Genomic DNA, 17,733 nt, shown 5'->3' on the forward strand with positions numbered 1-17,733 from the left:
GTCCTGCCCACTGTTGTGAGGAACCGGTCGTGGCTTCTGGTAACGCGCAGCCTTCAGGTCTCATGAGTCCCCGCGTCATGGCCCAGCGCCCGCAGCCCCAGACCGATACCGGCGCCGTGCGGCGCTTCGCCTTCGAGCTTCCGGCCCTCACGGCGTCGGTCGCGCGGGCCCGGCGCCTCGCGGAGGAACGGCTCATCATCTGGGGCTGCGGTCCCGAGATACGCGACACCGTCTCCCTGATCGTCTCGGAGCTGGTCACCAACGCCGTCGTGCACACCGCCAGCGGCCGGTTCGTCTGCGAGCTCCGCGAGGGCGAGGAGAAGCTGCGGATAGCGGTGCGGGACGAGGGCGGCCCGGCGGGGCCGCGGATCCGCGACTGCGGCGAGGACGAGCGCGGCCGCGGGCTGATCATCGTCGACGCGCTGTGCAGCGCGTGGGGCGCCGAGCGCACCGGCCACGGCACGTCGCAGACCGTCTGGGCCGAGCTGGCCCACGGCACGGGGGAAGCGTGCTGAGGTCGATGGCGGACCGCATGCTGCCGCGGGCCCGCCGCCACTCCGGCCTCGGCCTGGTCCCGGCCGCCGGCCGCCCCCTGGAACTCCGTCTCGAACGGGACGACCGCCGCGCCGCGGACGCCCCCTCCCGCGGGGGCCGGGGTCCGGCGGACCCCGCCCGCTCCCGGCGGCCGGACGCCACCACCCGGCTCGCCGTCCCCGCCGACCTGCGCACCGGCCTCGGCCGCGACGCCGTCGGGGTCCCGGCCCGCTTCGGCTTCAAGATCCTCTCCCGGCTGCCCGTCAACGGCTGCGTCTACGCCGACGCCGACTGGTGGTGGTGGCTCGTCCCGGCCGGCTCCGACCTGGACCTGACCTGGCCGCTGCCCGCCTGCTACGCGTCCGGTGCGGTGATCCCGGACCGCCGGCCCCGGCTGATCCACCACCCCGACGGCACCTCGCCCTACACGCCGCCGATCCCCCTGTACCTGCTGACCTGCCAACTGACGGGCGTCGCCCCGGCCTGGTCGGCGTCCTCGGTGCGCAGCGCGCTCTGACGCACACGGTCCGCCACGGCATAGGGTCGGGGGTCATGTTCACTCCGCAGGGTCCGACGCTCCGCGAACTGACCGTCCAGGCCCTCTCCTCGGTGGAGCACGGCTACGACCTGCTCGCGCACAAGTTCGACGCGACCCCCTTCCGCACCTCCGACCGGCTCCTGGACGCGGTGACCCGCACCCTGGAGGCCCTCGGCCCGTTCGACTCGGGCCTCGACGTCTGCTGCGGCACCGGCGCGGGGCTCGGCGTCCTCCGCGCGGTCTGCGCGGGCCGGATCACGGGGGTCGACTTCAGTACGGGCATGCTGGCCGAGGCCCGCCGCGCCCACCCGGACGCCGACCTGGTCCGCGCCGACGCCCTGGACCTGCCCTTCGGCCCCGCCTTCGACCTGGCGGTCAGCTTCGGCGCCTTCGGCCACTTCCTGCCGGAGGAACAGCGCGTCCTCTTCGGCCAGGTCCACGCCTCCCTCCGCCCGGGCGGCACCTTCGCCTTCCCCCTCCCGGCCCCGCCGCGCGTCGGCTCGCGCCCCTACTGGATCCTGTGGGGCTTCGACGCGGCGATGCGGGTCAGGAACGCGCTCCGGCGCCCGCCCTTCGTCATGTACTACCGCACCTTCCGCCTCCCGGACGTCCGCGCCCGCCTGGAGGCGACCGGCTTCGAGGTCACCCACGTCCCGGTCGAGTCCCTGGGCCGACGCGAGGACGGCAGCCCGGTGTGCCGGCTGGTGGTGGCGCGGAAGGTGTGAGAGGGCGGGAAGAGGCCGCATACGAGAAGTGCCGGTCGATGCGAGATCGACCGGCACTTCTTCTCTGTGTCCGAGGGGGGACTTGAACCCCCACGCCCGATAAAGGGCACTAGCACCTCAAGCTAGCGCGTCTGCCATTCCGCCACCCGGACCGGGTGTGTGTGTCGTTTCGGGGTTTCCCCCGCGGCGACAGAGATAACTCTACCAGGGGTTTCAGGCGCCTTTCACCAGCGTTTTCCGTGGTCAGTGGGGTGGGACGGCCCCTTCGACCCCGGTCCGGCCCGGATTGTCCGGACGTGCGCGCGACGGGTGCCCCTTCGCGCACGGAGAGTGGTGCGGGGCCGTAAGAGCCCGACGCCCCCCGACGCCGGCTCCGTGGGAGCCACCTTGGCGACCGTCCCGTGGTCCGGGCCAATGCTTCGGAGGGAGTCCGTCAGGTCGGCCCGGGTCCCCTCCCCGGGGCGGCGGCGAGCGGATCAGCGGACCCCGGTCAGCCGGGCCGAGACCACCACGTTGCCCGCGTAGCCGCTCTCCTGCGTGAACGTGCCGCCGCAGGTGATCAGGCGCAGCTCGGGACGGCCGGAGTCGGCGTAGACCCGCCGGGCGGGGAATCCCTCCTTGGGGACGACCTCGACCCCGTACACGGTGAAGACGGCGGTCCTGCCGTCGCGGCGGAGGACCTCGACGCGGCTGCCCCCGCGGAGGGCGCCGAGTGCGTAGAAGACGGCCGGTCCTCCCGGGGTGTCGACGTGGCCGACGACGACGGCGGTGCCGCGTTCGCCGGGGGTGACCGCGCCGGTGAACCAGCCCGCGAGCCGGTCGTCCTCCGGCGGCGGGGCCTCGATCCAGCCGTCGGCGTCGAGCCCGACCGCCGTGACGGGCGCGTCGACGCGGACGGCCGGGACGCGGACCCGGGCCGGGGGCGAGGCGGGCAGCGGGTCGGGTACGGACACGGGGGCGAGGACGGCGGCGTCGGCGCGGGCGCCGTCGGGGGCGGCCGCGGCGAGGGGCTGCGGCGGGTCCGCCGCCCGCAGCTCCTCCGCACCGCCGCGCACGAGGTGCACCCCCACGAGGAGGACGACCGCGACGAGGCCCCAGGCGCCGTGCCGGCCCGTGCTGTCCGCTCGCCCCACGTCCGTTCTCCTCACGATGACGACCACATGTCCATCACGACCGCGACGACCGCACGACCGCGGTGATCGGGCGGTCGTGCGGTCGCGCATGGCGCCCCTCCGCCCCGGACCTCGTCACACCGGGGCGGAGGGGCCGTCAGAGGCGGCCGTCGGCGGTGCGGCGGCGGGTCAGGACGACGGCGGAGCCGAGCGCGCCGGCGATGAGCAGGACGCCCGTCACCACCTCGGCCGTACCGAGCCCGTCGGTCCCGTACCCGGCCTTCACGCCCTTCTGGGCCCCGGTGTGGGTGCCGGGGCGGTCGCCGGTGTCGTATCCGCCGGTGCCTCCGGCCTCGGTGGGGTCGACGGGTTCGGCGGGTCCGACGGGAACGACCGGCTCGGCGGGGTCCGTGAGGCCGGTGTCGTGTTCCCGGGCGCCGCCCCCGGTGACGGTCAGGGTGGTGGTGCCGCGTTCGCCCTTGCAGTCGAAGGTGATCTCGTACTGGGTGCCGGCCTCGGCCTCGGCGTCCACGGTCGCGGTGCCCGGGCGGCCCTCCGCGAGGGTCACGGTGTCGAACACGCCGGAGGTGACCGTCACGGACGGCTCCTCGCAGCCCTCGGACGTGAGGGTGACGGTGCCGCCGGGGGCGACCGTCGCGGGGGTGACGGAGAAGCCGAACGACGTGATGGTGCCGTCGTCCTCGACCGCCAGGGCCGCCGGGCCCGCCGTCATCACGGCGGCGCCGCCGAGCAGGGCGGCGAAGACGGCACCGCGTATCGCGCGCATGGCGTTCCTCCAGTCGCGGGAGGGCCCGGACGCGGAGCGGTTCCGCTTCCGGAAACACGACCCTCACCGCGTTCGAAGCTAGGTCCGCCTCCGGCGCGCCGCCACCGGTCTCCGCCGAACGGGGCACGGGCGCCTCCCCGCCCCGGGGTCCGTTACGGGACCCGGACCACCTGGCCCGCGTACGAGAGGTTGCCGCCGAAGCCGAAGAGCAGGACCGGGGCGCCGGAGGGCAGTTCGCCGCGCTCGACCAGCTTGGACAGGGCCAGCGGGATCGAGGCGGCGGAGGTGTTGCCGGAGTCGACGACGTCACGGGCCACGACCGCGTTGACGGCCCCGATCTTCGCGGCGAGCGGCTCGATGATGCGCAGGTTGGCCTGGTGGAGGACCACGCCCGCGAGCTCCTCGGGGGTGACGCCGGAGCGCTCGCAGGCCTTGCGGGCGAGGGCGGGGAGCTGCTGGGTCGCCCAGCGGTAGACGCTCTGGCCCTCCTGGGCGAAGCGGGGCGGGGTGCCCTCGATGCGGACGGCGTGTCCCATCTCCGGGACCGAGCCCCACAGGACGGGGCCGATGCCCGGGGCGGGTCCGTCCCCGTCGCCGGTGGGCCCGACGGCCTCGACGATCGCGGCGCCCGCGCCGTCGCCGACGAGGACGCAGGTGGTGCGGTCCGTCCAGTCGGTCACCTCGGTCATCTTGTCGGCGCCGATCACCAGGACCCGGCGGGCCCCGCCGGCCCGCACGGCGTGGTCGGCGGTGGCCAGGGCGTGGGTGAAGCCGGCGCAGACCACGTTGAGGTCGAGGGTGGCGGGCCCGGTCATGCCGAGGCGGGCGGCGACGCGGGCGGCCGTGTTCGGCGAGCGGTCGATCGCGGTGGAGGTGGCGACGAGGACCATGTCGATGTCGTCGGGGACGAGGCCGGCGGCGGCCAGGGCCTTGCCCGCGGCGTGCGCGGCGAGTTCGTCCACGGGCTCGTCGGGGCCCGCGACGTGCCGGGTGCGGATGCCGACCCGGCTGGTGATCCACGCGTCGTCGGTGTCGACGAGTGCGGCGAGGTCGTGGTTGGTCAGCACCTTGGCGGGCTGGTAGTGCCCGAGCGCGGCAATGCGAGTGCCCGTCATGCTCAGGGTCCCCCTAGGTGATCGGTCGTCCGGCAGGACCACCCAGTCTCGTCAGCGACTGATGGGTAACCGGTGACGTAAACCACCAACATTCGCCCGTACCGCTTGGCCGACCGTGACAAGGGCCCGTGGGGGGCACGGGCGCCGTCCGGGTCCGTGCCCCGCGGGTTCCGCACGGACCCGGACGCGGCTCAGTTCTTCGGCGGGTCGACCATCTGGAGGACCAGGGTCGCCGGGGGCGGGGCGATGCCGGGGCCGCCGGCCTCCGCCCAGGCGAGGATGTCGTCGAGGCAGTCGTCGTCCAGGGTGAACCCGACCCACGCGGCCCGTCCGCCGCGCCGCCGGCCCTCGGTGGAGGGCTGCACCACGACGATGTTGGCCTGGGCGCAGGGGCCGAGGCAGTCGCTGGTGCGGACGGCCAGCCGGCCGCCGGAGGCCGCGGCGGCCTCGCGGAGCCGGGCGAGCTGGGCCTCGTGGTCGGTGCCGGGGTTCTTGCGGGCGTCGCCGCAGCAGCAGCCGCGGCAGACGACGAGGGAGCAGGGGCGGGCCCCGTACCGTATCGGCACCGGGGTCACTCCGGGCCGTCCAGGGTGATCGCGGCGACGGGGGCGACCGTGCCGAGGCGGGGGAAGTCGAGGGCGACGGAGGCGCGGTGCTCGTCGGCGGTGAGGGCGGACATGGCGTCCTCGGCGAAGACGAGTTCGTAGCCGAGGTCGCAGGCGGCGCGGGCGGTGGACTCGACGCCGAGGTTGGTGGCGATGCCGCCGAGGACGAGGGTGGTGGCGCCGAGGCCGGAGAGCAGCTCGTGGAGGCCGGTGTCCTGGAAGCCGCCGATGGTGCGCTTGACGACGACCGGGTCGCCGTCCCGTACGAGGTCGGGGACGAGCTCGCTGCCGGGCGGCTGAACGGCGGTGTTCGGGCGCTCGACGCGGAGGTGGACGACGGGCGCGCCGGCGTCCCGGAAGGCGTCGGCGAGCCGGGCGGAGGCGGCGAGGACGTCGGTGCCGGGGCGGGGGGCGAGGGGCAGCGCGACGATGCGTTCCATGAGGTCGACGAGGACGAGCGCGGTGCGGCCGGGATCGAGTGCGGGCATGGGAGCACCGTAGCGGCCCCGATGATCATCCAGGGCCCGTCCGGGGTGTGATCCGGCCTACGGGACCTTCGCCGCCGGGAGGGGCTGCGCGTGGGGTTCCGGGGCGGTCGGTTCGCCGTCGTGGGCGCGGCGCTTCGCGATGACCGCGCAGACCATCAGTTGCATCTGGTGGAAGAGCATCAGCGGGAGGACGGCCAGGGATGCTTGGGGGCCGAAGAGGACGCTGGCCATCGGGAGCCCGGCCGCCAGGCTCTTCTTCGAGCCGGCGAACTGGATGGCGATCCGGTCGGCCCGGTCGAAGCCGAGGCGCCCGGCCCCGTACCAGGTCACCGCCAGCATCGCCGCGAGCAGGACGGCCTCGACCGCGAGGAGCAGGCCGAGCCGGGCGGGGGTGACCAGGTGCCAGATGCCGGCGACCATGCCCTGGCTGAAAGCGGTGTAGACGACGAGCAGGATCGAGCCCCGGTCCACGTGTCCGAGGACCTTCTTGCGGCGGACCAGGAAGCCGCCGACCCAGCGGCGCAGGAACTGGCCCGCGAGGAACGGCACGAGGAGCTGGAGGACGATCCTCAGGATCCCGTCGGCGGAGAGGCCGCCCGCGCCGCCGCCGAGGAGCACCGCCGCGAGCAGCGGGGTCAGGACGATGCCGGCGAGGGAGGAGAACGAGCCGGCGCAGATCGCGGCGGGCACGTTGCCGCGGGCGATCGAGGTGAAGGCGATGGAGGACTGGATGGTGGACGGCACCAGGCAGAGGAAGAGCAGCCCGCCGTAGAGCTGGGGCGTGAGCACGGCGGGGACGAGGCCGCGCGCGGCCAGACCGAGGAGCGGGAAGAGCAGGAAGGTGCAGCCGAGGACGGTGAGGTGGAGCCGCCAGTGCCGGAGGCCGTCGAGGGCCTCGCGGGTGGAGAGCCGGGCCCCGTAGAGGAAGAAGAGGAGGGCCACGGCCCCGGTCGACGCCCCTTCCGCGACGGTCGCGGCGGTCCCGGAGGCGGGCAGGAGCGCGGCGAGGACGACCGTGCCGAGCAGCGCCAGGACGTACCCGTCGACGGGCAGCCGGGAGAGGAGGCGGGGGGCACGGCCGGTGGTGCGGGGGGTCATGGGCTCCACTGTCTGTGTGCTGCGGCGGACGGGGCGCGGGGGCGGGGGCACGTACGGGTACGGGCACGAGTGCAGGTACGGGTGCGGGACGAGTACGCGTGCGGGCACGAGACCGGCACGAGTACGGGTGCGTCCATCCTGCTCCACGGCCCGGTGATCGGGAATCCCGTACAGCGCTCTGACTGTCATCACGCACCGCGATAACCTCGGCCCGTGTACGAGCCCGCCCGACTGCGCACCTTCCTCGCCGTGGCCCAGACGCTGAGCTTCACGCGGGCCGCGGACCGGCTCGGGCTGCGCCAGTCGACCGTCAGCCAGCACGTGCGGCGCCTGGAGGAGGCGACCGGGCGGCCGCTCTTCAGCCGGGACACGCACCGCGTGGAGCTGACCGAGGACGGCGAGGCGATGCTCGGCTTCGCGCGGACGATCCTGCAGGCGCACGAGCGGGCGGCGGCGTTCTTCGGCGGGACGCGGTTGCGCGGAAGGCTGCGGTTCGGCGCGTCGGAGGACTTCGTGACGACCCGGCTGCCGGAGATCCTGGAGTCCTTCCGGCGCGAGCACCCCGAGGTCGATCTGGAGCTGACGGTCGAGCTGTCGGGGGTGCTCCAGGCGCGGCTCGCGGCCGGCCGGCTCGATCTGATCCTGGCCAAGCGGCGGGGCACGGAGAGCGGGGGCCGGCTCGTCTGGGAGGACTCCCTGATCTGGATCGGGTCGCCGGGGCTGCGGCTCGAACCGGACCGGCCGGTGCCGCTCATCCTGTACCCGCCGCCGGGGATCACCCGGGCGCGGGCCCTGGAGGCCCTGGAGGCGCAGGGCCGGGCGTGGCGGATCGCCTGCACGAGCTCCAGCCTGAGCGCGAACGTGGCGGCGGCCCGCGCGGGGCTCGGGGTGATGGCGCACACCCGGGGCCTGGTGCCGCCGGGGCTCGTCCCGGTGCCGGCCCGGGCGGGCCTGCCGGACCTCGGCGAGGTGGGCTTCGTGCTGCGGAGGGGGCGCCGGGGCGGGGAGGCGCAGGAGGCGGCCGACGCGCTCGCGGAGGCGATCCTGGCGGGCGGCGACCGGCTGCACCGCCCCCGCTGACGGAGCCGCCGGTTCCGTACGGGCGCGCCGCGCGGGGGGTCCGCCGTGAGCGCTCCGTACAGATTCCGTGGAGATTCGCGCCCGGCGGACGTACCGCCCGGTACGCAATCCCCCCGCCGCGCTTCCGACTTGGCTCCTCCACCCATTCTGACCTGTGGGAACGGCGAATGTCCCGGCTTGGTGAAGGTCCTCCCGCCGGGCAGGCGGGTGGGGTACCGTCGCCCGCGCCGTACGGAGAGCGACCAACGGGCTTTTTCAGCCATCGAGCCGTCGAGGAGCAGGTCAGTGCGCGAGTTCACCGTGCCGCCCGTCGAGGCGGCGCCTCAGGTCGGCGGTCTGGCGGACGCCGTGTTCGCACACGCCCTGGCCGACCCGGACCGGATCGCTTTCGGCCGCAAGGGCCCGGACGGGGAGTGGCGGGACGTGACGGCCGCCCGGTTCCGGGACGAGGTCCTGGGCCTCGCGAAGGGGCTGGTGGCGGAGGGGGTGCGGTTCGGCGACCGGGTCGCGATCATGGCCCGCACCCGGTACGAGTGGACGCTCTTCGACTTCGCCCTGTGGACGCTGGGCGCGCAGCCCGTGCCGGTCTATCCGACCTCCTCGGCCGACCAGGTCCTCTGGATGCTGCACGACGCCGAGGTCACGGCGTGCGTGGTGGAGCACGAGGACCACGCCATGACGATCGGCTCGGTGGTCGACCGGCTGCCCCGGCTCCGGCGGCTGTGGCAGTTGGACGCGGGCGCGGTGGAGGAGGTGACGGCGGCGGGGGCCGGCATCGACGAGGAGGTCGTGCACCGGCACCGGCGGGCGGTGACCCCCGAGACGGTGGCGACGGTCATCTACACGTCGGGCACGACCGGCCGGCCCAAGGGCTGTGTGATCACCCACTCCCACCTCATGTTCGAGACGGACATGGTGACGGGCCGCTGGGAGCCGGTGTTCCGCTCCCGCCCCGGGGAGCAGGCCTCGACGCTGCTGTTCCTGCCGCTGGCGCACGTCTTCGGGCGGATGGTGGAGGTCGCGGCGGTCCGGGGCGGGGTGAAGCTGGGGCACCAGCCCGTGATGGCGGCGGCCGAACTGCTCCCCGACCTGGCGGCCTTCCGGCCGAGCTTCGTCCTGGCCGTGCCGTACGTCTTCGAGAAGGTATTCCACGCGGCCCGGCGCAGGGCGGAGGGCGAGGGGAGGGCGGGCCCCTTCGACAGGGCGGTGGAGGTGGCGGTGGCGTACGCGGAGGCGCTGGAGCAGAAGGCGTTCGGGCGCGGGCCGGGGCCGTCGGCGGCGCTGCGCGTCCAGCACCAGTTCTTCGAGAAGACGGTGTACGGGAAGGTGCGCGGGGCCCTGGGCGGGCGGGTCCGGCACGCGATGTCGGGCGGTTCGGCCATGGACCGCAGGCTGGGCCTCTTCTTCGCGGGGGCGGGGGTCACGGTCTTCGAGGGGTACGGGCTCACGGAGTCCTCGGCGGCCGCCACGGCGAATCCGCCGGAGCGGATCAAGTACGGCACGGTCGGACAGCCGGTGCCGGGGACGACGGTGCACATCGCGGAGGACGGGGAGGTGTGGCTGCATGGCGGCCAGGTCTTCTCCGGCTACCTCAACGACCCGGAGGCGACCGCCGCCGTCCTCAGCGACGGCTGGCTGGCCACCGGGGACATCGGCAGCCTCGACGAGGACGGCTATCTGACGATCACCGGCCGGAAGAAGGAGATCCTGGTGACGTCGGGCGGCAAGAGCGTCGCCCCGGGCGCCCTGGAGGAGCGGGTGCGGGCGCATCCGCTGATCGCCCAGTGCATCGTCGTCGGCAACGACCGGCCGTACGTGGCCGCCCTGGTGACGATCGATCAGGAGGCGGTGGAGCACTGGCTCGCGATGCAGGGGCGGCCGCCGCTCGCCCCGGCCGAGCTGGTGCGCGACCCGGCCCTGGAGACGGAGATCCGGCGGGGCGTGGTCGCGGCGAACACGCTGGTCTCGCAGGCCGAGTCGATCCGGACCTTCCGCATCCTGGCGCACCCCTTCAGCGAGGAGCACGGGCTGCTCACCCCCTCCCTGAAGCTGAAGCGGAGGGCGATCGAGCGGGCGTACGCGACGGAGGTCGCGGCGCTGTACGGCTGAGGCGGGGCGGGACCGGCCGGCGCCGGTGTGCGGGGGCGCGGCCGGTGCGGGTGCGGGGCCCGGGCAACCGGGACGTCCGTCGCGGAATGCGGGGCGGTCCGTGATCGTTGACGCTGGGAGTACCCCCGTACGACCACACGACGTAAGGATCTCCCTCACGTGAGCACGGACAGCAAGGTTCCCCAGGTCACCCTGAACAACGGCGTGCCGATGCCGCAGCTCGGCTTCGGCGTCTGGCAGGTGCCGGACGACGAGGCGGAGAAGGCCGTGGCGACCGCCCTGGAGGCCGGCTACCGCTCGATCGACACCGCCGCGATCTACGAGAACGAGAAGGGCACCGGCCGCGCCGTCGCCACGTCCGGGATCGCGCGCGAGGACCTGTTCGTCACCACCAAGCTGTGGAACAGCGAGCAGGGCCACGACACGACGCTGCGCGCCTTCGACGCCTCCCTGGACAAGCTGGGCCTCGATTACGTCGACCTGTACCTGATCCACTGGCCGGTGCCGGCGAAGGACGCGTACGTCGACACGTACCGGGCGTTCGAGAAGATCCTCGCGGACGGGCGCGCGAAGGCGATCGGCGTGTCGAACTTCCTCCCGGAGCACCTGGAGCGGCTGATCGGCGAGACGTCGGTCGTGCCCGCCGTCAACCAGATCGAGCTGCACCCGCAGCTCTCCCAGCAGGCCTCGCGCGAGGCGCACGCCCGGTACGGCATCGCGACCGAGGCGTGGTCGCCGCTCGGCCAGGGCAAGGGCCTCCTGGAGGTCCCGGCGATCGTCGCGATCGCGCAGAAGCACGGCCGGACCCCGGCCCAGGTGGTGCTGCGCTGGCACCTCCAGCTCGGGAACGTGGTGATCCCGAAGTCGGTCACCCCCTCGCGCATCCGCGAGAACATCGACGTCTTCGGCTTCGAGCTGGACGACGAGGACCTGGCCGGGATCGCCGCCCTCGACGAGAACCGGCGCCTCGGCCCGAACCCGGCGGAGTTCAACGCCGGCGCCTGACCCCGCGCGGGGCGCCGACGGGCGCCGGGGCCGTTCCGACGGCTCCGGCGCCCGTTGTCGTACCCCGGGCGTAGGGTCGGTGACGGCCCGTGGGGGCCGGGGACGCGGTGCGTCCCGACCGGTCGGTGGAGCGTGAGGAGTCGGTACGGTGAGCGGTGCGCCGGGGCCCGTGGAGGAGGGCGTCTACCGGGTGCGGAACGTGGCAAGCGGGCTGCTCCTGGAGGTGTACGAGGGGTCCTCGCGGGCCGGTGCGAAGGTGCAGCAGGGCACCGAGAGCGGAACTCCCGGGCAGCACTGGCACATCGCGCCCGTGCCGAACGGCGGCGGGCTCCACCACCTGGTCAACGCGGCCAGCGGCAAACGGCTCGACGTCGCGAACGCGTCCACGGAGAACGGCGCGCGCATCCAGCAGTGGCGGGCGAACAACTTCGGCGCGCAGGAGTGGATCATCGAGCAGGACCTCCAGTCGCCGGGCACCGTGGCCCTCGTGAGCTTCGTCAGCGGACTGTTCCTGGAGGTGGCGGACGGCTCGGAGGAGGACGGCGGGGGCGTGCGGCAGTGGGAGGACACCGACTCGCCGTTCCAGTGGTGGCGGTTGGAGCCGGTGTCCTGAGTCCCGGGGGCGTGGTGCGGCCCGTGGGCCGGGCCGGTCGGCGGATCAGCGGGCGCCGTGGCCGGGGGCGATCCGTTCGACGCGTTCGGCGAGTTCGAAGTCCTTCTCCGTGAGGGCGCCGCCCGCCGAGTGGGTGTGGACGGAGAGGGCGACCGAGTCGTAGCCGAGCGTCAGGTCGGAGTGGTGGTTCAGCTCCTGCTGGACCTGCGCCACGTGGACGACGAGGGCGGTCGCCGCGAAGTGGTCGCCGAGCCGGTAGGCGCGGGTGAGGCGGTCGCCCTCGACGGACCAGCCGGGGAGTTCCCGCAGACGGTCCTCGATCTCCTTCTGGGACAGCGGTTCTGTGGGCACGGCGGTGCTCCCTCCGGTGGGGTGGCGGGCGGGCGGTGGTGAAGGTGCGCGGGGGTTCCCGGGAAAGGTACCCGGCCCGCCCCTCTGGGATACCGTCTGGCCATGACGACCGTCGTGAACGACACGGGAGTGGGGCCGCTGCTGCGCGGTTGGCGGGGGCGGCGCCGGTTGAGCCAGTTGGAGCTGGCGCTGCGCGCGGGCTCGTCGGCGCGTCACATCTCGTTCGTGGAGACGGGCCGCTCCCGGCCGAGCGAGGAGATGGTCCTGCGGCTCGCCGAGCACCTGGAGGTGCCGGTGCGGGAGCGGAACGCGCTGCTGCTCTCCGCCGGTTACGCCCCCCGGTACACGGAGTCGCCGCTCGACGCCCCGCGCCTGGAGGCGCTCCGGGAGGGCGTCGAGCGGCTGCTGCGGGGGTACGAGCCGTACCCGGCGCTCGTGGTGGACGGCTCGTACACGGTGGTGGCGGCCAACCGGGGGGTGCACCTGCTGCTCGGCGGACTGCCCGGGCACCTGCTGACCCCGCCGCTGAACACGATGCGGATCGCCCTGCATCCGGAGGGCCTGGCGCCCCGGATCCGGAACCTGCGGGAGTGGCGGGCCCATCTGCTGTCCCAGATGGAGCGTCAGATCGGCCTGGTCCGCTCGGAGCCGCTGCGCGCGCTGTACGAGGAGGTGGCGGCGTATCCGCCGCCTCCCGGCGCGGAGGGCGGACCGGAGGGGGCGGAGGGCGGACCGGAGGGGGCGGAGCCGTATCCGTACTTCGCGCTGCCGATGCGGATCGAGCACGACGGGCGGGTGCTGTCGTTCGTGTCGTCGATCTCGACGTTCAACACCCCGATGGACGTGACGGTCGCCGAGCTGGCCATCGAGACGCTGATCCCGGCCGATCCGGAGACGGCCGCGTACCTGCGGTCGCTCGCGGAGGCCGAGGAGGCTTCCGCCGGCGGCTGACGGTCCGCAGGGCGGTCCACTGGAGCAGGGCGAACCCGGCGACGGTGGCAGCCTGGAGCGGTGTCCACACCAGGCCGGCGGTGGTCGGCTCCAGCCAGGCCGCCAGGGCGACGACGCTCAGGGCGGCCCACAGGAGGTGGGCGTCGACGACCAGCTTCACGGCGGGCGCCGGGGGCTGCGGGCGGCTGCCAGCCAGGCGACGCCGTTGGCCCCGGTGACGGCGGCGTCGAGGGCGAGGAAGCGGCGCAGCGCCGTGTGGGGGCGGGTGGGGCGGGCGAGTCCGGCGAGCGGGGCCTGGGACATGGCGGATCACCTTCCGGGGCGTTCGTGCGGGTGGTGGGCCCGGAGCCCGGACGGAGTGCGCCGCCCGGGTTCCGGTGTCCCCGAGCATGCCGGGCGGTGGGCGGGGGGTCGATGACGCGGGAGGTAATGCGGGGGGCGGCGGGCGCCGGCACCGCGTCGGGAGCCGGCACCGCGCCGGGGCCCGGGCCGGACGCGGGCCCGGCGGGCCGGTCGGGGCCGGTGTTCCGGTCGGCCGAGGTCGTCGGATCGTCCTCGCGCCTCCGGACACCGGTCCGCACGTCGGATGTCGCCGTGGCCCGCGCCGGGCCGTGCCCGGGTGTCAGCGGACGGGTTCGTTCCGGGACGCGGGCGGTTCCGGAGCGGGGGCGGGTGCCGGGGCGGATTCCGTTGTCGGGGCGGATTCCGTTGTCGGGACGCCGGGTTCGGGCGCGGTCCGGGCGGTGCGCCGGGCACGGGAGGCCTCGGCCCTCATCAGGGCGTGGAGGACGGCGAACGGATCGACGGGCATGGTGAAGCTCCTCGCGGTGCGAAGGGGGGTGATGGGGAACTGCGGGAGGGGCACGGGCCCCTCAGCAGCGCATCACCACGCACCGGAGCGCGTCCGCGCGCGAGGCGGGGACGGGGGCGGGGAGCGGGTCGCGTCGGCGTCCCCGGCGTACGCGGGGGCGCCGCCGGGTCCCGGCGGGACGCAGGCCTCCGCAGTGCCGTCGGGTGCGGCCGGGGAGCGCGGTGTCGGCGGCGGCCTGGTCGTGGGTCTCGCCGCCCGGGTCGGAGGCGGGGGCGGCGGCCGCCGCGGGGAGCGGGGAGGCGCCGGAGAGCAGCGCGGGGGCCCCGGCGCCGAACAGCGCGGCGAGGACCAGGAGGAGGACGACCCGGCGGTGGCGGCCCGGACGCGCCCGGCGGCCCGCCGGGGCGGCGGGCGCTGCGGTCGGCTCGGGCGCGGGGCTCACGGAGATCCGTACTGCCCCGCACGGGTCCCGGCGCGGCGCCCGGGGGCCGAGATCCACCCGGGCGGCCTACGGCCCGTCCGGCGGATCGGGCCGGATCGGGGAGCGGGGCCCGGTGCGTGCGATCGCAGGGCGGAGGAGGGGGCCGACGCGGGGCGTCGGCGACCGGAGACGACGCGGTGGGGAGCGTCCCCCGTGTCCGGAGGACTGCGGGGGCGGGCGTGCCGGGCCCGGCGAGCCCGGCATGATCCGCCGGACGGCTCCGCCCGGGGCCCGTCCGGCGGATCGGGGCCGGGCGGGACGCCCGTCCGGTGCGGTACATCGCAGGGCGTCGCGGCCCCGGCCATGATCCGCCGGGCAGGTCCCGCGCGCGAGCCTCCGGGGTTCACCGCACCGGCGGGCACCGCCGGATCAGCGCTTCTCGTCCCGTGCGACGGGCTCGTGCACGGGTGGTTCGCGCACCGGCCCGCGGACGGGCCCGCCGGGGGCGCCGTCGACCGGCCCTCCGCCTGGCCTTCCCGCTTCCGGCCTTCCTGCTCCCGGCCGACTCGCTTCCGGCTTTCCCGCTCCCGCCTTTCCCGCTTCCGGCCTTCCCGCTCCCGACCGACCTACTTCCGGCTTTCCCGGTACCGCCGGAACGGCAGGCGTGTCCACCGGCACCTGGGGTCCCGAGGCCTCCCGCAGCCAGCGGCGCAGCACCCGGTGGACCTGTTCCGCGCCGATCAGCTCCCCGTCCTCCCCGTCCTCCCCGACCGGCGGCGAGAGGTCAGGCGGCGAGAGCAGGAAGGGCTCCGACTGTTCGCCGCCGAGGCCGCCGTGCGAGCCGATCTGCTCCTCGAAGGCGTGCACGGCGCCGGTCCCGGGGTCGTACATGGAGTTGACCATGATGTCCGCGACGTGCGGGAAGCCGTCCGTGCGCCGCACCGCCCGCGCCGCGCCCGGTCCGAACACGGCCAGCGGCCCGTCGTCGGTCAGCTCGGCGACCGGGACCTCCGTCCCGTCGCCGGCCAGGACCACCGAGCCGTGCTCGGCGCTCGCCACGAGGACGAAGCCGACGCCCGGGTGGTGGGCGAGGGTGCGGAGCAGCGCCGGGTGGCGCCGGTCGATCTCCTCCCGGGTCATCCGGTGCGGCACGTCCGGGAAGGAGACGAGACCGAGGTTGCCGGAGGCGAGGACCACCGGTTCGGAGGGCTTGGCGGACAGCTCCCGCGCCGTCTCGTCGCGCTCGTCGACCGGCCGGTGCAGCGCGCCGCGCAGCGCGTCCCTGGCCGCGTCCCGCGCCTCCGAACCGCTGCGGGTGCGCCGTACCCGGCGCGGCACGGGCAGCCCGCACCCGGCCCTGACCAGGTCCTTGAGCGTGAGGCCGTACACCGACTCGAAGGTGTCGCCGGGGCTCTGCCCGTGGTCGGAGAGGAGCACGATCCGGTACGGGCGCGGGGCGTGCTCGGCGACGTCCGCGATCAGCGCGATCGCGCGGTCGAGGCGGCGCAGGACCTGGTCGGTGTCCCGGCCGTGCGGGCCGGAGTGGTGGGCCACCTCGTCGTACGCCACGAGGTCGGCGTAGACGGCGGTCCGGCCCGCCAGCATGTCCCCCATCACCGCCGCGACCACCACGTCCCGCTCCACGACCGTCGCGAAGGCGCGGACGAAGGGGTACGTGCCGCCGCGCGAGATCCCGGGGGTCTCGCGGCGCAGCCTCGCCCGTGCCGACTGGCACACCTCGCGGACGCACTCGGTGACGAACGAGCCGGCGGTGCGGACCGCGTTGGCCGGGTCGGAGAAGTACGCGAAGTAGCCGGCCCGGGAGCGGTTGCGGCGGCCGCGCCGGGCGGCCACCGACAGGACGAGGGCGAGCTGGTCGGCGCCGCCGCTGAAGAGGTTGCCCCGGGAGGCCCCGTCGAAGGTGAGGAGCCCGCCGTCGCCGGTGCGGCACACCGCCCGCCGCTGGAGTTCGACGGCACTGGCCGGGCGGTTGGACACCATGAGCCGGCCGGTGTCCTTCTCGTACCAGCGGAAGGCGGGCACGTCCTCGTTGGAGCCGTGCAGGATGCCGAGCTGGCTGGCGCCGGTCTGGCTGGACCAGTCGGTGCGCCAGGGGGTGAGCCGGTGGCCGGCCTCCAGCCAGGCCGCGACGGTCGGCATGAGCCCGTCGGCGACGGCGTCGCGCAGGACGCGGTGGCCGACGCCGTCGAGCTGGAGGAAGACCGTGCCGGGGACGGTCTCCGCCGCGTCGCCGGAGTCGCGGGGCCGGGTGCGGCCGGTGAGCCGGTAGAGGCGGCGCCGGTAGGCGTCGTCGTCGCGGACGGCGAGGCCGGTGGAGGTGGCGGAGGCGACGGCGGACATGACGGCCGCGACCACGACGGCGGTCTCGGGGTCGGCGGCGCCGCGCCCGTCGGGGGTGACCCAGAGCGCGACGAGCAGCAGCGAGCCGTTGAGGAAGAAGCCGAGCAGGCCGAGGACGAGGGCCGGGACGAGCAGCAGGGCCCGTACGAGGAGCGGCCAGACGAGCGCGCCGAGCAGACCGAAGGCGCCCGCCGCCCAGGCGGCGGTGATCGCGGTGCGGGTGAGGCTGTCCCCGCCGGGGGACTGGAGCTGGAAGTCGGGGAGGAGCCCCGCGAGGAGGAGCAAGGTGAGCGTGGAGACCGCCCAGACCGCGATCACGCGCCCCAGCGCGCCTCCCGCGGACCGCCAGCCCCTCGTTCTCGTGGACCACCGGCCCTTCGCGGACCGTTGCCCCGTCCCGGACCCCTGGCGGTCGGCGCCGCCCCCTCGTCCGTCACCCACGCCCGCCTCGCCCTTCGTCCGCCTCGCCTTCCAGCCGTTTCCTGCCCCAAGCGTGTCACAACGCCCGGGGCGGGACCGGAGGAGGGCGGGCGGGCCCGGCGGGGTCAGGAGCCGTCGTATCCGGCGGTGGGCATCGAGAGCCGCCGGTGCACCCCGGCCTTGGCCGCCGTGTCGTACGCCGGTTCGTCGGGACGGACCGTCTCCAGGCGCACCCCGCGCCGCTCGCACTCGGCGCGGAAGCCGGTCACCGAGGTCAGCGCGCGGGCGAGGACCCGTTCGCTGGCCGCGACGAAGAGGTCGACCGCGCCGGCCTCCACGTCCGCCCACAGCGCCTCGTGGTCGGGCCGGATGCCGTAGAACAGCAACTGGCGGGCGATCACGTACCCCTTGTCCTCGGCCCAGCGCGCGCACACCGCGTGCTGGCCGCGCGTGTCGACGAGGAAGGGTTCGCTGTCGAGCTCTTCGAGCGGGGTGAGGCTGGCGATCGCCGCCACCCGAACGTCGTCCATGGAGGGACCCTACTGCGGGAAGCCGCGGCCGAACATCCTCCGGCGGCCGCTCCGGACATCTACCCTCGTTACGGGGGTA

At 75.0% G+C, this 17,733-nt stretch carries 18 protein-coding genes, 1 tRNA gene and 1 pseudogene; 8 read left to right on the top strand and 12 right to left on the bottom strand.

Annotation, left to right across the window (positions count from 1 at the left end):
- Positions 1–77 precede the first annotated feature (77 nt).
- From ACFYNX_RS25140 to ACFYNX_RS25150, 3 genes are all read left to right on the top strand, one after another.
- On the top strand, positions 78–515 hold the full coding sequence (locus ACFYNX_RS25140) for an ATP-binding protein (RefSeq protein WP_388664538.1): 438 nt from the start codon (positions 78–80) through the stop codon (positions 513–515).
- A 77-nt stretch (positions 516–592) separates the two neighbouring features.
- Positions 593–1,051, top strand: a complete 459-nt coding sequence (locus ACFYNX_RS25145; protein WP_388664540.1) for a hypothetical protein — start codon at positions 593–595, stop codon at positions 1,049–1,051.
- Positions 1,052–1,086: 35 nt separating this feature from the next.
- Entirely contained in the window at positions 1,087–1,797 is a 711-nt protein-coding gene (locus ACFYNX_RS25150) for a class I SAM-dependent methyltransferase (RefSeq protein WP_388664299.1), read from the top strand.
- 67 nt (positions 1,798–1,864) lie between these two features.
- Here ACFYNX_RS25150 and ACFYNX_RS25155 read toward each other — a convergent pair.
- The 7 genes from ACFYNX_RS25155 to ACFYNX_RS25185 form a co-directional block, all read right to left on the bottom strand.
- Positions 1,865–1,949, bottom strand: a tRNA-Leu gene (locus ACFYNX_RS25155).
- Between the two features lie 324 nt (positions 1,950–2,273).
- Complete coding sequence (locus tag ACFYNX_RS25160) at positions 2,274–2,930, bottom strand: class F sortase (RefSeq protein ID WP_388664302.1); 657 nt, start codon at positions 2,928–2,930, stop codon at positions 2,274–2,276.
- Between the two features lie 136 nt (positions 2,931–3,066).
- Positions 3,067–3,696 (bottom strand): hypothetical protein, encoded by a 630-nt coding sequence (locus ACFYNX_RS25165; protein ID WP_388664304.1) that lies wholly within the window; start codon positions 3,694–3,696, stop codon positions 3,067–3,069.
- Between the two features lie 152 nt (positions 3,697–3,848).
- Complete coding sequence (locus ACFYNX_RS25170) at positions 3,849–4,811, bottom strand: beta-ketoacyl-ACP synthase III (RefSeq protein ID WP_365540359.1); 963 nt, start codon at positions 4,809–4,811, stop codon at positions 3,849–3,851.
- A 191-nt stretch (positions 4,812–5,002) separates the two neighbouring features.
- Entirely contained in the window at positions 5,003–5,386 is a 384-nt protein-coding gene (locus ACFYNX_RS25175; protein ID WP_388664307.1) for a (2Fe-2S) ferredoxin domain-containing protein, read from the bottom strand.
- Positions 5,383–5,904: an isochorismatase family protein gene (locus ACFYNX_RS25180; RefSeq protein ID WP_388664309.1), complete on the bottom strand. Its 522-nt coding sequence runs from the start codon at positions 5,902–5,904 to the stop codon at positions 5,383–5,385. The genes ACFYNX_RS25175 and ACFYNX_RS25180 overlap by 4 nt, the downstream gene beginning before the upstream one ends.
- Positions 5,905–5,961: 57 nt before the next feature.
- Complete coding sequence (locus ACFYNX_RS25185) at positions 5,962–7,002, bottom strand: bile acid:sodium symporter family protein (protein ID WP_388664311.1); 1,041 nt, start codon at positions 7,000–7,002, stop codon at positions 5,962–5,964.
- A 213-nt stretch (positions 7,003–7,215) separates the two neighbouring features.
- On the opposite strand from ACFYNX_RS25185, the gene ACFYNX_RS25190 reads away from it, so the two are divergent.
- The 4 genes from ACFYNX_RS25190 (at position 7,216) to ACFYNX_RS25205 (ending at position 11,809) form a co-directional block, all read left to right on the top strand.
- Positions 7,216–8,082, top strand: coding sequence for a LysR substrate-binding domain-containing protein (locus ACFYNX_RS25190; RefSeq protein ID WP_388664313.1), 867 nt, complete (start codon positions 7,216–7,218; stop codon positions 8,080–8,082).
- Between the two features lie 285 nt (positions 8,083–8,367).
- Complete coding sequence (locus ACFYNX_RS25195) at positions 8,368–10,191, top strand: AMP-dependent synthetase/ligase (protein WP_388664315.1); 1,824 nt, start codon at positions 8,368–8,370, stop codon at positions 10,189–10,191.
- 210 nt (positions 10,192–10,401) lie between these two features.
- Positions 10,402–11,196: an aldo/keto reductase gene (locus tag ACFYNX_RS25200; protein ID WP_388664542.1), complete on the top strand. Its 795-nt coding sequence runs from the start codon at positions 10,402–10,404 to the stop codon at positions 11,194–11,196.
- 148 nt (positions 11,197–11,344) lie between these two features.
- Positions 11,345–11,809 (top strand): RICIN domain-containing protein, encoded by a 465-nt coding sequence (locus ACFYNX_RS25205; RefSeq protein WP_388664317.1) that lies wholly within the window; start codon positions 11,345–11,347, stop codon positions 11,807–11,809.
- 45 nt (positions 11,810–11,854) lie between these two features.
- On the opposite strand, the gene ACFYNX_RS25210 is transcribed toward ACFYNX_RS25205, so the two are convergent.
- Positions 11,855–12,160, bottom strand: coding sequence for a 4a-hydroxytetrahydrobiopterin dehydratase (locus ACFYNX_RS25210; protein ID WP_125664774.1), 306 nt, complete (start codon positions 12,158–12,160; stop codon positions 11,855–11,857).
- Between the two features lie 102 nt (positions 12,161–12,262).
- Here ACFYNX_RS25210 and ACFYNX_RS25215 point away from each other — a divergent pair, with 102 nt between their 5' ends.
- Complete coding sequence (locus ACFYNX_RS25215; RefSeq protein WP_388664320.1) at positions 12,263–13,111, top strand: helix-turn-helix domain-containing protein; 849 nt, start codon at positions 12,263–12,265, stop codon at positions 13,109–13,111.
- Here the strand turns inward: ACFYNX_RS25215 and ACFYNX_RS25220 are convergent.
- From ACFYNX_RS25220 to ACFYNX_RS25235, 4 genes and pseudogenes are all read right to left on the bottom strand, one after another.
- Positions 13,104–13,414, bottom strand: a pseudogene (locus ACFYNX_RS25220) (hypothetical protein); the annotation flags it as partial. The gene ACFYNX_RS25215 and the pseudogene ACFYNX_RS25220 overlap by 8 nt on opposite strands.
- A 569-nt stretch (positions 13,415–13,983) precedes the next feature.
- A complete protein-coding gene (locus ACFYNX_RS25225) occupies positions 13,984–14,364 on the bottom strand; it encodes a hypothetical protein (RefSeq protein WP_388664322.1) in 381 nt (126 codons plus the stop codon).
- Between the two features lie 408 nt (positions 14,365–14,772).
- On the bottom strand, positions 14,773–17,022 hold the full coding sequence (locus ACFYNX_RS25230; protein ID WP_388664324.1) for a phage holin family protein: 2,250 nt from the start codon (positions 17,020–17,022) through the stop codon (positions 14,773–14,775).
- A 227-nt stretch (positions 17,023–17,249) separates the two neighbouring features.
- Positions 17,250–17,654, bottom strand: coding sequence for a recombinase family protein (locus ACFYNX_RS25235; protein ID WP_365540369.1), 405 nt, complete (start codon positions 17,652–17,654; stop codon positions 17,250–17,252).
- Positions 17,655–17,733: the final 79 nt, after the last annotated feature.

It is taken from the genome of Streptomyces sp. NPDC007872 (assembly GCF_042868165.1).
Taxonomy (GTDB): Bacteria; Actinomycetota; Actinomycetes; order Streptomycetales; family Streptomycetaceae; genus Streptomyces.